Consider the following 12,630-nt stretch of genomic DNA (forward strand, 5'->3'; position numbering starts at 1 on the left):
GCCCCGGAGAGACCCCCACGTCTCCGGGGCCTTCCGCTTCTCGCCTTCCGCGTTCCGCGGGCTTGAACCACAACCCGGACGAGTGCGTGAACGGTACGAAGCAAGAAGAGGGGAACAGGAACGCCCTGCCGTACGTCTCACCTACCGCGCGGGACGTCCCACCGACCGTAGAGCGCCACCGAAGCCGCCATCAGAACCGCACCAAAGCCGCGACCAGAACCGCACCAAAGCCGCGACCAGAACCGCACCAAAGCCGCGACCAGAGCTGTAACCACAGGAACACCCCGCGTGCACGTGCATCTGCCCGTGCATCCGTCCATGCATCCGCACGTGAAACAGGGCTATGATCCGGGCAATTGACCACTGCATCAATGGCCACATCAGCCACTGCACCACCCGGGGAGCGACCTGTGGACCACGACGTGTACGGCGTGGATGACGTGTACAACGGCATGGCGGCGACGGAGCTGACGGAGCTCCACGAGGTGGCCTGGCAGAAGAGCCGGCACAGCAACTCGCAGGGATCCTGCGTGGAGTTCGCCCGCCTGCCCGGCGGGGACGTGGCCGTGCGGAACTCGCGGTTCCCCGACGGTCCCGCGCTCGTCTACACGCGCGCCGAGATAGAGGCGATGCTGCTCGGCGTCAAGGACGGGGAGTTCGACCACCTGGTCGTCGGCGGCTGAGGGCGTCAACAGGGGTGGCCAAGGGTCAAGTTACCTAGGGTTACCCCTGTTGGGCGGGTTGTAACGCGCGTAGAACCGTGACATGCGAAAACGCCGCGGTTCGTCAGTCGGCGAAGTCCGCCAAGCGGTCACCGGGCTCCGGGTGCAGCCGGAAGAGCGCCCAGACCACCTTCCCGCTGAGCATGCCCGCCAGAGGGTGCCAGCCCCAGCTGTCGGCGAACGAGTCGACCAGGAACAGCCCGCGTCCCGACTCCGCCGAGAAGTCGTCGTCCGCCTCACGCGCGACCGGACTGTCGTGGCTGGGGTCGCGCACCGCGCACACCAGCCGCTCGGTCCACCGCATCAAGTGCAGCCGCACGGGCGGCTCCTGACCCGGTATGCGCGGGGTGTTCGCGGGCAGTCCGTGCCGCAGCGCGTTGGTGACCAGCTCGGAGACCACGAGGCAGACGTCGTCGAAGCGGTCGCCTGTCTCCCACTGTCCCAGGGTGCAGCGTGTGAACTGCCGTGCCTCGCGCACCGCTTCGTAGCGGGCGGGAAGCGCGCAGGACGCGGCGGCGGACACGGTCGCGGGATCGAGCGGAGGAAGCCCCTGCCGTAAGGGTTCGAGCATGGTCGATCCATTCGTCCCCATGCGAGGCACTCCCCGGGTGTTCGCGGTCGTGGCGATGCAGCGGTGGCGCGGGACCATGGTTTCTGATGCGAACAGCAGATGCAAGGGCAGATGCACGTGCACGCGCCCGAAATGGACCTGGAAGCACCGCTTCCAACTCTTTTCTTCTGCGGTCTTCTTCTCTCCCGCTGTGCTCGGCCTGATCGTTCACTGTGGTCCGCCATGGCGGACTTTCCCTTTCTGTAACCGCACGAGTGCGGATCGCAGCGGTTTAGTGGCAGACTTCGCTCCCTGAAGACCTTGGGGAGGCTGACGAACGTGGGCGCCGGTGAATCGGGTGGGTCGGTGGTGAGGCGAATGCTGCTGGGCTCGCATCTCAGGCGGTTGCGCGAGGCGCAGGGAATCACCCGTGAGAAGGCCGGGTACTCCATCCGGGCTTCGGAGTCGAAGATCAGCCGCATGGAGCTGGGGCGAGTGAGCTTCAAGGCGCGTGATGTCGAGGACCTCCTGACGCTGTACGGGGTGACGGACGAGAAGGAGCGGGAGTCCCTGCTCTCCCTGGCCAAAGAGGCCAATGTCGCGGGCTGGTGGCACAGCTACTCCGACGTCCTGCCCAGCTGGTTCCCCACCTATGTCGGCCTGGAGGGCGCGGCTCACCTGATCCGGTCGTACGAGGTCCAGTTCGTGCACGGTCTGCTGCAGACCGAGGCGTACGCGCACGCGGTCGTCACCCACGGGATGCAGGGCGCCACCGCGGCCGAGATCGAGAAGCGCGTGGCGGTGCGCATGGAGCGCCAGAAGTACCTGGTGTCCGAGAACGCCCCCGAGTTCCACTGCGTCCTCGACGAGGCCGCGCTGCGCCGGCCGTACGGAGACCGCGAGGTGATGCGCGGTCAGCTCCAGCATCTGATCGAGTTCTCGGAGCGGCCGAACGTACGGCTTCAGGTCATGCCGTTCAGCTTCGGCGGTCACTCCGGAGAGAGCGGCGCCTTCACCGTGCTCAGCTTCCCCGAGTCCGACCTCTCCGACGTGGTCTACCTGGAGCAGCTCACCAGCGCGCTGTATCTGGACAAGCGCGAGGACGTCGCCCAGTACGAGAAGGCGCTGCTCCGGCTCCAGCAGGACAGCCCCTCCCCGGAGGAGAGCCGCAACGTGCTCAGGGGCCTGCTCCAGCTCTCCTGACCACCTGGCCTCACCTTGGCTGTGAGTTGTCACAGGGTGGCTTGACTTGACGCCCAACTCCCTTGAAACAACAGTACGATGACTCGTGATCACTTCGTGACGTGATCGGTCGTGCGCTGTCGTGTGCTCACTGTGGCTGCAAGGGATTGAGGGATCACATGTCGTCCTACTTCACCGATCTGGCTCAGCAGTACATCGGTGGTGAGTGGCGCCAGGGCACCGGCTCCTGGGACATCATCGACTTCAACCCGTACGACGACGAGAAGCTCGCGTCGATCACGATAGCCACGGTCGCCGAGGTGGACGAGGCCTACAAGGCGGCGGCGCAGGCCCAGAGGGCATGGGCGGACACCAACCCCTACGCCCGCCGTGCCGTCTTCGAGAAGGTCCTGCGCCTTATCGAGGACCGCGAGCAGGAGATCACCGACGTGATCATCGCGGAGCTCGGCGGCACGTATCTCAAGGCGGGCTTCGAACTCCACCTCGCCAAGGAGTTCCTGCGTGAGTCGATCCAGCTTGCGCTGCGCCCCGAGGGCCGCATCATCCCCTCGCCGACCGACGGCAAGGAGAACCGCCTCTACCGCGTGCCGGTGGGTGTCGTGGGCGTCATCAGCCCCTTCAACTTCCCGTTCCTGCTGTCGCTGAAGTCCGTGGCCCCCGCCCTCGCCCTCGGCAACGCGGTCGTCCTCAAGCCGCACCAGAACACGCCGATCTGCGGTGGCACCCTGGTCGCGAAGCTCTTCGAGGACGCGGGCCTGCCGGGTGGCCTCCTGAACGTCGTGGTCACCGACATCGCCGAGATCGGCGACGCCTTCATCGAGCACCCGGTCCCGAAGGTCATCTCCTTCACCGGCTCCGACAAGGTCGGCCGCCACGTGGCCACCGTCTGCGCCTCGCACTTCAAGCGCAGCATCCTCGAACTGGGCGGCAACAGCGCGCTGGTGGTCCTCGACGACGCCGACATCGACTACGCGGTCGACGCGGCCGTCTTCAGCCGGTTCGTCCACCAGGGCCAGGTCTGCATGGCCGCCAACCGCGTCCTCGTGGACCGGTCCGTCGAGGCCGAGTTCACCGAGAAGTTCGTCGCCAAGGTCAGGACGCTGAAGTCGGGCGACCCGCGCGACCCGCAGACGGTCATCGGCCCGGTCATCAACTCCTCCCAGGCGGACGCCCTCGCGGCCACCGTCGAGCAGGCCGTCGCCGAGGGCGCCACGGCACTGGTGCGCGGCACGACCACCGACAACCTGGTCGAGCCCTCCGTCCTCAAGGGCGTCCCCGCCGACTCCCCCCTGCTCCGGCAGGAGGTCTTCGGCCCGGTCGTCTTCCTCGTCCCCTTCGACGGCGAGGAGGAGGCCGTACGCATCGTCAACGACACCCCGTACGGCCTGAGCGGCGCCGTCCACACCGCGGACGTCGAGCGCGGCGTCGCCTTCGCCAAGCGCATCGACACCGGGATGTTCCACGTCAACGACGGCACCGTCCACGACGAGCCCCTCGTCCCCTTCGGCGGCGAGAAGTCCTCCGGCCTCGGCCGCCTGAACGGCGAGACGACCGTCGACGCCTTCACCACCCAGAAGTGGATCTCGGTCCAGCACGGGCGGAGCGGGTTCCCGTTCTGAGGGGGCCGCTGGTCAGGCCATAACCTGTATGCCATGTCAGCGATCCGACTGCTCGTGCTCGGCGCGGTGCGCCAGCACGGGCGGGCCCACGGCTACCAGGTACGCAACGACCTGGAGTACTGGGGCGCGCACGAGTGGTCCAACGCCAAGCCCGGCTCGATCTACCACGCCCTGAAACAGATGGCGAAGCAGGGCCTGCTGCACGCGTACGAGATCGCGCCCTCCACGGCCGGCGGACCGCCCCGCACCGAGTACGAGCTCACGGAGGCGGGCGACGAGGAGTACTTCACCCTGCTCCGGGACTCGCTCACGGCGTACGCCCAGAAGCCGGACGTCCTCTCCGCCGCGCTCGGCTTCATGGTCGACCTCGACCGCGCCGAGGCCCTGAGGCTGCTGACGGAACGGGTGCGCGCCATCGAGGCGTGGCGGAAGTCCGTCACCGAGTACTACACGCCGGAGGAGGGCCCTCAGGCGCTGGGCCACATCGGCGAGATCATGAACTTCTGGGTCCACTCGGCCGACACGGGCGCCGAGTGGACCCGCGGGCTCATCCGCCGTATCGAGGGCGGCGCGTACACCTTCGCGGGCGAGGGGGACCGGTTCGTCGGCGTCCTGGCGGAGGGCGAGGAGAACCCGTACGCGACGGGGGAGCGGCATCCGGGGGACGCGCGCTGAGACCCGTGGCCCGTGTTCCCGGCCCTCAGTGGTGGAAGCCGGTGGCCGTGGCCTTGTCGTGGGTCAGCGGATGCGGCTGGCGCCGCAGTTCGGGCAGCAGCCGGTCCAGGTCCTCCGCGAGCAGCTCGGCCAGGTCGGCGGAGAAGCCGTTGCGACAGACCACCCGCAGCACGGACAGGTCCTCGCGGTTCGCCGGGAACGTGTACGCGGGCACCAGCCAGCCGTGCTCGCGCAGCCTCCGGGACACGTCGAAGACGTCGTACGCGGTGACGTCCGGCGCGGTGGTGAAGGCGAACACGGGCAACTCGTCGCCCCGGGTGAGGAGCCGGAAGTCACCCATCGCCCCGATACGGTCCGCGAGGCCCCGCGCCACGTCCCGCGTGGTCTGCTGCACCGCCCGGTAGCCCTCGCGGCCGAGCCGCAGGAACGTGTAGTACTGCGCGACCACCTGGGCGCCCGGCCGTGAGAAGTTCAGCGCGAAGGTAGGCATGTCGCCGCCCAGGTAGTTGACCCGGAAGACGAGTTCCTCGGGCAGTTCGGCGGCCGAACGCCACAGCGCCCACCCCACGCCCGGATAGACGAGCCCGTACTTGTGCCCCGACGTGTTGATGGACGCCACCCGCGGCAGCCGGAAGTCCCACACCAGGTCCTCGTCGAGGAAGGGCGCGACCATGGCCCCCGAGGCGCCGTCGACATGGACGGGCACGTCCAGGCCCGTACGCTCCTGGAGCTCGTCGAGCGCCGCGCACAGCTCGGCGATCGGCTCGTACGACCCGTCGAAGGTCGACCCCAGGATGCCGACGACCCCGATCGTGTTCTCGTCGCACAGCTCGACCGCGGCCCGCGGATCGAGGTGGAACCGGTCGCCCTCCATGGGCACCTGACGGGCCTCCACCTCCCAGAAGGCGCAGAACTTGTCCCAGCACACCTGGACGTTGACGCCCATCACGAGGTTCGGGCGCGCGTCCTTCCCGGGATACCGGTCGGCGTTCCTGCGCGCCCACCTCCGCTTGAGCGCCATCCCGGCCAGCATGCACGCCTCGCTGGACCCGGTCGTCGAACAGCCCACGGCCGCCCCCGGATCGGGTGCGTGCCACAGGTCGGCGAGCATCGCCACACACCGCCGCTCCAGCTCGGCCGTGCGCGGGTACTCGTCCTTGTCGATCATGTTCTTGTCCCGGCACTCGGCCAGCAGGACACCTGCCTGCGGCTCCATCCACGTGGTGACGAACGTGGCAAGGTTGAGCCGCGCGTTGCCGTCGAGCATGAGTTCGTCGTGGACCAGCTGGTACGCGGTCGGGGGCGGCAGCGGGGCGTCGGGGAGCCGGTGCGTGGGCGGCGCCTCGGTCATCCCGCCGACGGGGTCGGCCGGCCCGTAGAAGGGGTTCACGGCGAGTGTGCGCCGCCCGTCGGCCCGTTCCTCGCCTCGGTGCAGTGGCATGCCTCCGACGGTAGGCCGGGGGTGCCGGGCCCGCACCTCACGACCGGCCGGTGCGGTGGACTTGCACCTCACGTCGCGTGAGGGCCCAGTCTGGAGTGCGTACCGAGAAGGAGGGAGCGGAAGGCGATGAGCTACTCCGTGGGACAGGTCGCCCATGTCGCCGGGGTCACGGTGCGCACGCTGCACCATTACGACGAGATCGGGCTGCTCGTGCCCAGCGAGCGCAGCCACGCGGGGCACCGGTGCTACAGCGACGCCGACCTCGACCGGCTGCAGCAGGTTCTGTTCTACCGGGAGCTCGGCTTCCCCCTCGACGAGGTCGCCGTCGTGCTCGACGACCCGGATGCGGACCCGCGCGCGCACCTGCGCCGCCAGCACAGGCTGCTGACCGCCCGGATCGAGAAGCTGCAGAAGATGGCGGCGGCCGTGGAGCACGCCATGGAGGCACGCAGGATGGGCATCAATCTGACGCCGGAGGAGAAGTTCGAGGTGTTCGGGGACAAGGACCCCGAGCAGTACGCCGAGGAGGCGGAGCAGCGCTGGGGCAACACGGAGGCGTACGCCGAGTCACAGCGCCGTACCGCCTCGTACACCAAGGACGACTGGAAACGCATGCAGGACGAGGTGGCCGACTGGGGCGCGCGCTACGACGCCCTCATGACCGCCGGCGAGTCCCCGGACGGGGAGCGCGCCATGGCCATGGCCGAGGAGCACCGGCAGCACATCACCACATGGTTCTACGAGTGCACGTACGAGATCCACCGGGGCCTCGGTGAGATGTACGTCTCCGACGAGCGCTTCAAGGCGTTCTACGACTCCATGCGACCGGGCCTCGCCGAGCACCTGAGGGGCGCGATCGCCGCCAACGCCTCCCGCCACGAGGGCTGAGGCACCGTCCGCCGCAGGGGGCGCCCGCGCCGGCGGGTGCCCCCACACGCCGTCCTTCCGGAGCGGGGCGGCCTACTCCCGTGCCACCACGCACGCCGTGCCGTACGCGCACACCTCCGTGCCCACGTCCGCGGCCTCCGTGACGTCGAAGCGGAACGCCAGCACCGCGTTCGCCCCGCGCGCGCGTGCCTGTTCCACGAGCCGCTCCATCGCCTGGTTGCGCGTCTCGACGAGCGTCTTGGTGAGCCCCTTGAGCTCACCGCCGACCATCGACTTCAGCCCCGCGCCTATCTGGCTCCCCAGGTGCCGCGACCGCACGGTCAGCCCGAAGACCTCGCCGATCACCTGCTGGACCCGGTGTCCGGGTACGTCGTTCGCCGTCACGACCAGGACGTCCGCACCGGGACCCTGGCCGCCTCCGTATTCGTCGATGCCCATGGACCACAGCTTGGTGCCAGCCGGTCCACAGCGCATCCTGGAGGCGACGGTGGAACCTGGCGCGGTCGCCTCGCGTTGGTAACTTTGGTCAGCCGTACGTACGTACTCATCTCACCCCACTGGAGCCCGGAACGTGACGACGCTCGCTCTCGGACCAAGCTGGTTGGATCCGAACTACCTGCTCGACGCGTTCGGCATCTGGGGCCTGCTCCTGATCGTGTTCGCCGAGTCCGGCCTGCTCATCGGCTTCTTCCTGCCCGGTGACTCGCTGCTGTTCACGGCGGGCATGCTGATCACCGCCAAGACGCTGGACTTCCCGCTGTGGCCGGCCATCGCGCTGATCTGCGTCGCCGCGATCCTCGGCGACCAGGCGGGCTACATGTTCGGCAAGAAGGTCGGCCCCGCGCTGTTCAAGCGCCCGGACTCCCGCCTGTTCAAGCAGGAGAACGTCACCAAGGCCCACGAGTTCTTCGAGAAGCACGGTCCCAAGTCCCTGGTCCTGGCCCGCTTCGTGCCCATCGTGCGCACGTTCACGCCGATCATCGCCGGCGTCAGCGGCATGCGGTACCGCACGTTCCTGATCTTCAACGTCGTCGGCGGCATCCTCTGGGGCGCGGGCGTCACCCTGCTCGGCTCCTGGCTGGGCAGCATCGAGTTCGTCCGCAAGAACATCGAGGCGATCCTGATCCTGATCGTCCTCCTCTCGGTGATCCCGATCATCATCGAGTTCCTGAAGGCCCGTAAGGCCAAGAAGAACCAGCCCCAGTCCCAGCAGCAGGCCCCGGCCCCGCCGATGATGGACGACGCGACGACCCAGCTGCGGCGCGTGGAGCCGGCCGAGCCCCAGCAGTACGGCAACCGGCCCCAGGACCCGTACGGCTACCAGCAGGACCAGGACCCCTACGGCCACCAGCAGCCCCAGGACCCCTACGGCTACCAGCAGGACCAGCAGTACGCCCCGCAGTACCCGCAGCAGGGCGGGCAGCACCAGCAGTACCCGTACGGCCAGAACTACCCACAGAACTGAACGGCCCAGGGCAACCCCGTGCTCTTGGGGGCGCGGGGAACTGCGCGATCAACCAGAACAAACCCGCACCCGCCAAACACCAGCAAGCACCCGAGTCAATAGGCGCCCCCGTTCAGAACCCCCGAGTCCGCTTCGCGGCCCGGCGCCCCGCGGCGGAGCCGACCCGGAGGAACAGCCGGGAGACCTCCGATCCCAGATTCACCCCGATCGCGATGGCCATGGCGAGCGCCGCGGCCTTCGTGATGTTCACCAGTCCCTCGTCCACATCGTTCTGCGCCAGCGCCAGCAGCCCGAAGTACGTGGCCGAACCCGGGAACAGGGGCCCGATCGCCGCCGTGGTGTACGGCAGCGCCGAAGCGAACCGGTAGCGGGACAGCAACTGCCCGAACAGACCGACCACACCCGCCGCCACGGCCGTGGACGCGACCGGCGAGATCCCGCCCGTGTAGTGCATCGCGCCGTACACCACCCACGCCACGCCCCCGTTGAGCGTCACCAGCAGCACGGTGGACCGTTCCTGCTGGAGCAGCACCGCGAAGGTGAGCGCCAGCAGCATGGCGGCGAGGGTCTGCCACACGGGCCGCTGGGTCCCCGCCAGCGCGGCGTCGGGGCTGAGCTCGGCACCCACCTGCACCCCGAAATAGAGCACGATGAGCACCCCGGCGACGATGCCGACGTACAGGTACATGACCTCCAGGAGCCGCGCCGACGCGGTGATGTAGAAGCCGGTCAGCCCATCCTGCACGCCCGCCACCAGGGCCCGTCCGGGCAGCAGCGCGAACAGCCCACCGGTGATCACCGCGGACGCCTTCACGTCCACGTCGGCGAGCGTCAGCGCGATCCCGATCGCGGCCGGCGGCATCGCGGCCACCGTGAACTGATAGAACTCCGGCAGCCCGCGCGCCGAGCACAGCCACGCCAGCCGGTCGCCGAGCATCGCGCCCAGCGCCGCCGCGACGAACACGATCACGTCACCGCCGACCAGGACCGAGGCCGCGCCCGCGAGCAGCCCGCCGGCGCCGGTCAGCACCCAGCCGGGGTACGGATGCCGGTTCCGCCGGATCTCCACGAGCCGCCGGTACGCCTCCTCCAGGGAGAACGCGGTCTCCGGGTCGCTCAGATCGTCGACCAGCCGGAAGACGGCCGCGAGCCGCGTGTAGTCGGTGCCCCGGCGGCGCACGGTCCGTGACGCCGTCACCGGGTCGTCCACCAGGGACGGCTGGTACGAGATCGACAGCAGCGTGAAGGTGACGTTCGGCTCGCACCGGTCGAGCCCGTACGACCGGCAGACGGCGAACATGGCCGCCTCCACGTCCTCGGCACCCTCGCCGCCCGCGAGCAGCAACTCGCCGATACGCAGCGAGAGGTCCAGCACGCGCGGGATCGCGGGCCCCGAGTCGTCCTCCTCCTTGCGCAGCGGCTCGGGCGCGGGCCGATCGGCCACCGGCATGCGCAGCATCGTCCGCATCCGGTCCTGCCAGGGCACCTCCTTGGTCAGCTTGACCACGGGAACCCCGGAGGGCGGCGTGAACGCGGGCGGGGCATGCCTGGCGCTGTACGTGCGCGGCGTGTTGAACGCCGACCCCTCGGGCTCACTGCTGGGCGGCTGCGGAGGCGCCAGCCCCTCCGGGACGGCGAACTCGGAGGTCGCCTGTGACTCGCCCTCGGTCACGGTCGCCACGTCCAGCCCCGCCGGGATCGCGAACTCGGACGTGGTCTGTGACTCCCCGTCGACCACCGAAGCCCCCACCGACCGTGCGAACCCGCTCCGCGCCGCATCCGACCGCGGCTTGCGGTCCTCCACGTCCGTCACCCGTCGCGCCCCTTCTCACGACTCGTCCGGAACCGCTCCCCCAGGGACACCCTCGCCCCACCGGCCCCGTTATGCGTACCCATCCAACGCCCCGCACACGAACGGGCCGTCCGCTCCCCGTCAGGAGTCGGCCGGCCCGTTCGGAAAAACCGGGGTGTCAGTGCCCGCCCTGCTCCTTGAAACGCTTGTACGACCGCTCGATCTCGATCTCGGCGTCCTGGCGGCCCACCCAGTTGGCGCCCTCGACGGACTTGCCGGGCTCCAGGTCCTTGTAGACCTCGAAGAAGTGCTGGATCTCCAGGCGGTCGAACTCCGAGACGTGGTGGATGTCCCGCAGGTGCTCCACGCGAGGGTCCGTCGCCGGAACGCACAGCAGCTTGTCGTCGCCGCCGGCCTCGTCCGTCATACGGAACATGCCGATCGCACGGCACTTGATGAGGCAGCCCGGGAAGGTCGGCTCGTCCAGGATGACCAGCGCGTCCAGCGGGTCGCCGTCCTCGCCGAGGGTGTTCTCGACGAAGCCGTAGTCGGTCGGGTAGGCGGTCGAGGTGAAGAGTCGACGGTCCAGGCGGATCCGACCGGTCTCGTGGTCCACCTCGTACTTGTTCCGCGAACCCTTCGGGATCTCGATCGTGACGTCGAACTCCACCGGTGGCTCCTCCATGATCAACACATAGTTCTGGTGGTTAAGTGTCCCTCACGCAGGTATGTGCTCGCGAAAGGGGCTGGTGGTAGTGCCGGAGCCGAGGGTCTGGCGGGCCGCGCGACCGCATGTGGCGCGGATCGCGCGCGCCGCGAAACCACGTGTCGTACGCGTCACGCGAGCCGTCGCGACGCGCTCCATGAAGCTCACGACCCTCCAGCTCACGGCCGGTGCGGCAGCCTTCGGCCTGGCGCTGTCGGCCGGGGCTGTGGCCGTGGCCGGTCCCTGGGACTCCTCGGGTCAGCGTACGGCGGAGCGCGAGTGGGCGGCATCGCGCCATCGTGAGGGTGGCGCAGATCACGAAGGAGGCTCCGGTACGGCCCAGGGGGCGCCCAAGCCCGCCCCGAGCGCCCTCTCGGTCCTGAGGGGTCTCGCCGGCTCGGTGCCCGCGCCCACCGGGCAGGCGCTCGCCGGGGTCCTGGACCCTCTCCTGAGCGCCCCCTCGCTGGGTTCCGGCCGTACGGCCGCGGTGGTCGACGTGGCCACCGGGAAGTCGCTCTACGACCTCGGCGCGGACGACGCGCTCACCCCCGCATCCACCACGAAGATCGCCACGGCCGCCGCCGTGCTCTCGGCGCTCGGCCCCGACCACCGCATCGAGACACGGACCGTCCTGGACCCCGGCTCCAAGGAGGTGGTCCTGGTCGGCGGCGGCGACCCCACGCTGACCTCCCGCGAGGACGCCAAGGGGTACGCGAGCCTGCGCACCCTCGCCGACAGGACCGCGGCCGCCCTGAAGAAGCGCGGCCTGGACGAGGTCACGCTCACGTACGACGCCTCGCTCTACACCGGCCCCGCCCTGCACCCCATCGGCCCCAACACCAACCTCGCCCCGGTCAGCGCCCTGATGGCCGACGAGGCCCGCCTCGACGACTCCTCCAGCGGCCCGGCGGACCGGGCCACGGACCCGGCGGCGGACGCGGCCCGCACGTTCGCGGACCTGCTGGCGGACCGGGGCGTCAGGACGAAGGCCCCGGCCTCCGCCAAGTCCCCGAAGAAGGCGGACCGGCTGGCCACGGTCTCGTCCCCACCCCTGTCCACCCTGGTCGAACGCATGCTCACCAACAGCGACAACGACATCGCCGAGGCCCTCGCCCGCCACACGGCGCTCGCCGCGGGTGAGCCGGCCTCCTTCGAGGGCGCCGGCACGGCGATCCACGGCGAACTCGGCGAACTCGGCCTCCCCCTGACCGGCGCCCGCTTCGCCGACGGCAGCGGCCTGAACCGCGACGACCGCCTCACCGCCGCCCTCCTCACCGCCCTCCTCGCCAAGGCGGCCTCCCCGGCCCACCCCGAACTCCGCCCGATCGTCACGGGCCTCCCGGTCGCGGGCTTCACGGGCACCCTCCGCCACAGGTACGCCGACCACCTCTCCGGCACCGGCGTGGTACGCGCCAAAACAGGCACCCTGACCGGCGTCAACACCCTCGCCGGCACGGTCGTGGACACAGACGGCCGCCTCCTGGCTTTCGCGTTCCTGGCAACGGACACGACGGACCCCACGAGCGCCCAAAAGGCCTTGGACGGCACAGCCTCAGCCCTGGCAGCCTG

At 69.6% G+C, this 12,630-nt stretch carries 12 protein-coding genes; 7 read left to right on the forward strand and 5 right to left on the reverse strand.

Going from position 1 to position 12,630, the window contains the following annotated elements; translation table 11 throughout:
• Nucleotides 1–410: 410 nt before the first annotated feature.
• Nucleotides 411–683, forward strand: coding sequence for a DUF397 domain-containing protein (locus FNH04_RS29265; RefSeq protein WP_322724162.1), 273 nt, complete (start codon nucleotides 411–413; stop codon nucleotides 681–683).
• 103 nt (nucleotides 684–786) lie between these two features.
• Here the strand turns inward: FNH04_RS29265 and FNH04_RS29270 are convergent, their stop codons facing one another.
• Complete coding sequence (locus FNH04_RS29270) at nucleotides 787–1,314, reverse strand: ATP-binding protein (RefSeq protein WP_194236854.1); 528 nt, start codon at nucleotides 1,312–1,314, stop codon at nucleotides 787–789.
• A gap of 336 nt (nucleotides 1,315–1,650) precedes the next feature.
• Here FNH04_RS29270 and FNH04_RS29275 point away from each other — a divergent pair, with 336 nt between their 5' ends.
• The 3 genes from FNH04_RS29275 (at nucleotide 1,651) to FNH04_RS29285 (ending at nucleotide 4,769) form a co-directional block, all read left to right on the forward strand.
• A complete protein-coding gene (locus FNH04_RS29275; RefSeq protein ID WP_152788792.1) occupies nucleotides 1,651–2,475 on the forward strand; it encodes a helix-turn-helix domain-containing protein in 825 nt (274 codons plus the stop codon).
• 158 nt (nucleotides 2,476–2,633) lie between these two features.
• The gene (locus FNH04_RS29280) at nucleotides 2,634–4,094 is read left to right on the forward strand and encodes an aldehyde dehydrogenase family protein (protein WP_152788793.1); all 1,461 of its coding nucleotides are present in this window, start codon (nucleotides 2,634–2,636) and stop codon (nucleotides 4,092–4,094) included.
• Nucleotides 4,095–4,127: 33 nt separating this feature from the next.
• Nucleotides 4,128–4,769: a PadR family transcriptional regulator gene (locus tag FNH04_RS29285; protein ID WP_152788794.1), complete on the forward strand. Its 642-nt coding sequence runs from the start codon at nucleotides 4,128–4,130 to the stop codon at nucleotides 4,767–4,769.
• 25 nt (nucleotides 4,770–4,794) lie between these two features.
• Here the strand turns inward: FNH04_RS29285 and FNH04_RS29290 are convergent, their stop codons facing one another.
• Nucleotides 4,795–6,210 (reverse strand): glutamate decarboxylase, encoded by a 1,416-nt coding sequence (locus tag FNH04_RS29290; protein ID WP_152788795.1) that lies wholly within the window; start codon nucleotides 6,208–6,210, stop codon nucleotides 4,795–4,797.
• A 126-nt stretch (nucleotides 6,211–6,336) separates the two neighbouring features.
• Between FNH04_RS29290 and FNH04_RS29295 the strand changes: the two genes are divergently transcribed.
• Complete coding sequence (locus FNH04_RS29295; protein WP_152788796.1) at nucleotides 6,337–7,098, forward strand: MerR family transcriptional regulator; 762 nt, start codon at nucleotides 6,337–6,339, stop codon at nucleotides 7,096–7,098.
• A 72-nt stretch (nucleotides 7,099–7,170) separates the two neighbouring features.
• On the opposite strand, the gene FNH04_RS29300 is transcribed toward FNH04_RS29295, so the two are convergent.
• Nucleotides 7,171–7,536: a YbjQ family protein gene (locus tag FNH04_RS29300; protein WP_152788797.1), complete on the reverse strand. Its 366-nt coding sequence runs from the start codon at nucleotides 7,534–7,536 to the stop codon at nucleotides 7,171–7,173.
• A 133-nt stretch (nucleotides 7,537–7,669) separates the two neighbouring features.
• Here FNH04_RS29300 and FNH04_RS29305 point away from each other — a divergent pair, with 133 nt between their 5' ends.
• Nucleotides 7,670–8,563 (forward strand): DedA family protein, encoded by an 894-nt coding sequence (locus FNH04_RS29305; protein ID WP_322724163.1) that lies wholly within the window; start codon nucleotides 7,670–7,672, stop codon nucleotides 8,561–8,563.
• A 112-nt stretch (nucleotides 8,564–8,675) separates the two neighbouring features.
• On the opposite strand, the gene FNH04_RS29310 is transcribed toward FNH04_RS29305, so the two are convergent.
• Nucleotides 8,676–10,376 carry a threonine/serine exporter family protein gene (locus tag FNH04_RS29310; RefSeq protein ID WP_322724164.1) on the reverse strand — a complete coding sequence of 567 codons (1,701 nt, stop codon included), beginning with the start codon at nucleotides 10,374–10,376 and terminating at the stop codon, nucleotides 8,676–8,678.
• Between the two features lie 157 nt (nucleotides 10,377–10,533).
• Nucleotides 10,534–11,025 (reverse strand): inorganic diphosphatase, encoded by a 492-nt coding sequence (locus tag FNH04_RS29315; protein ID WP_217207198.1) that lies wholly within the window; start codon nucleotides 11,023–11,025, stop codon nucleotides 10,534–10,536.
• 58 nt (nucleotides 11,026–11,083) lie between these two features.
• On the opposite strand from FNH04_RS29315, the gene dacB reads away from it, so the two are divergent.
• Nucleotides 11,084–12,630 (forward strand): D-alanyl-D-alanine carboxypeptidase/D-alanyl-D-alanine endopeptidase (dacB, locus tag FNH04_RS29320; RefSeq protein ID WP_152788798.1); only part of this gene is annotated, 1,547 nt, incomplete at its 3' end.

It is taken from the genome of Streptomyces phyllanthi (assembly GCF_009377205.1).
Lineage (GTDB): Bacteria > Actinomycetota > Actinomycetes > Streptomycetales > Streptomycetaceae > Streptomyces > Streptomyces phyllanthi.

Excerpts from the sequence above, each read along its gene's own strand:
- FNH04_RS29270 (WP_194236854.1), bottom strand. The coding sequence starts at position 1,314 with ATGGGGACGAATGGATCGACCATGCTCGAACCCTTACGGCAGGGGCTT.
- FNH04_RS29280 (WP_152788793.1), top strand. The coding sequence starts at position 2,634 with ATGTCGTCCTACTTCACCGATCTGGCTCAGCAGTACATCGGTGGTGAG.
- FNH04_RS29295 (WP_152788796.1), top strand. The coding sequence starts at position 6,337 with ATGAGCTACTCCGTGGGACAGGTCGCCCATGTCGCCGGGGTCACGGTG.
- FNH04_RS29275 (WP_152788792.1), top strand. The coding sequence starts at position 1,651 with ATGCTGCTGGGCTCGCATCTCAGGCGGTTGCGCGAGGCGCAGGGAATC.
- FNH04_RS29290 (WP_152788795.1), bottom strand. The coding sequence starts at position 6,210 with ATGCCACTGCACCGAGGCGAGGAACGGGCCGACGGGCGGCGCACACTC.
- FNH04_RS29285 (WP_152788794.1), top strand. The coding sequence starts at position 4,128 with ATGTCAGCGATCCGACTGCTCGTGCTCGGCGCGGTGCGCCAGCACGGG.
- FNH04_RS29300 (WP_152788797.1), bottom strand. The coding sequence starts at position 7,536 with ATGGGCATCGACGAATACGGAGGCGGCCAGGGTCCCGGTGCGGACGTC.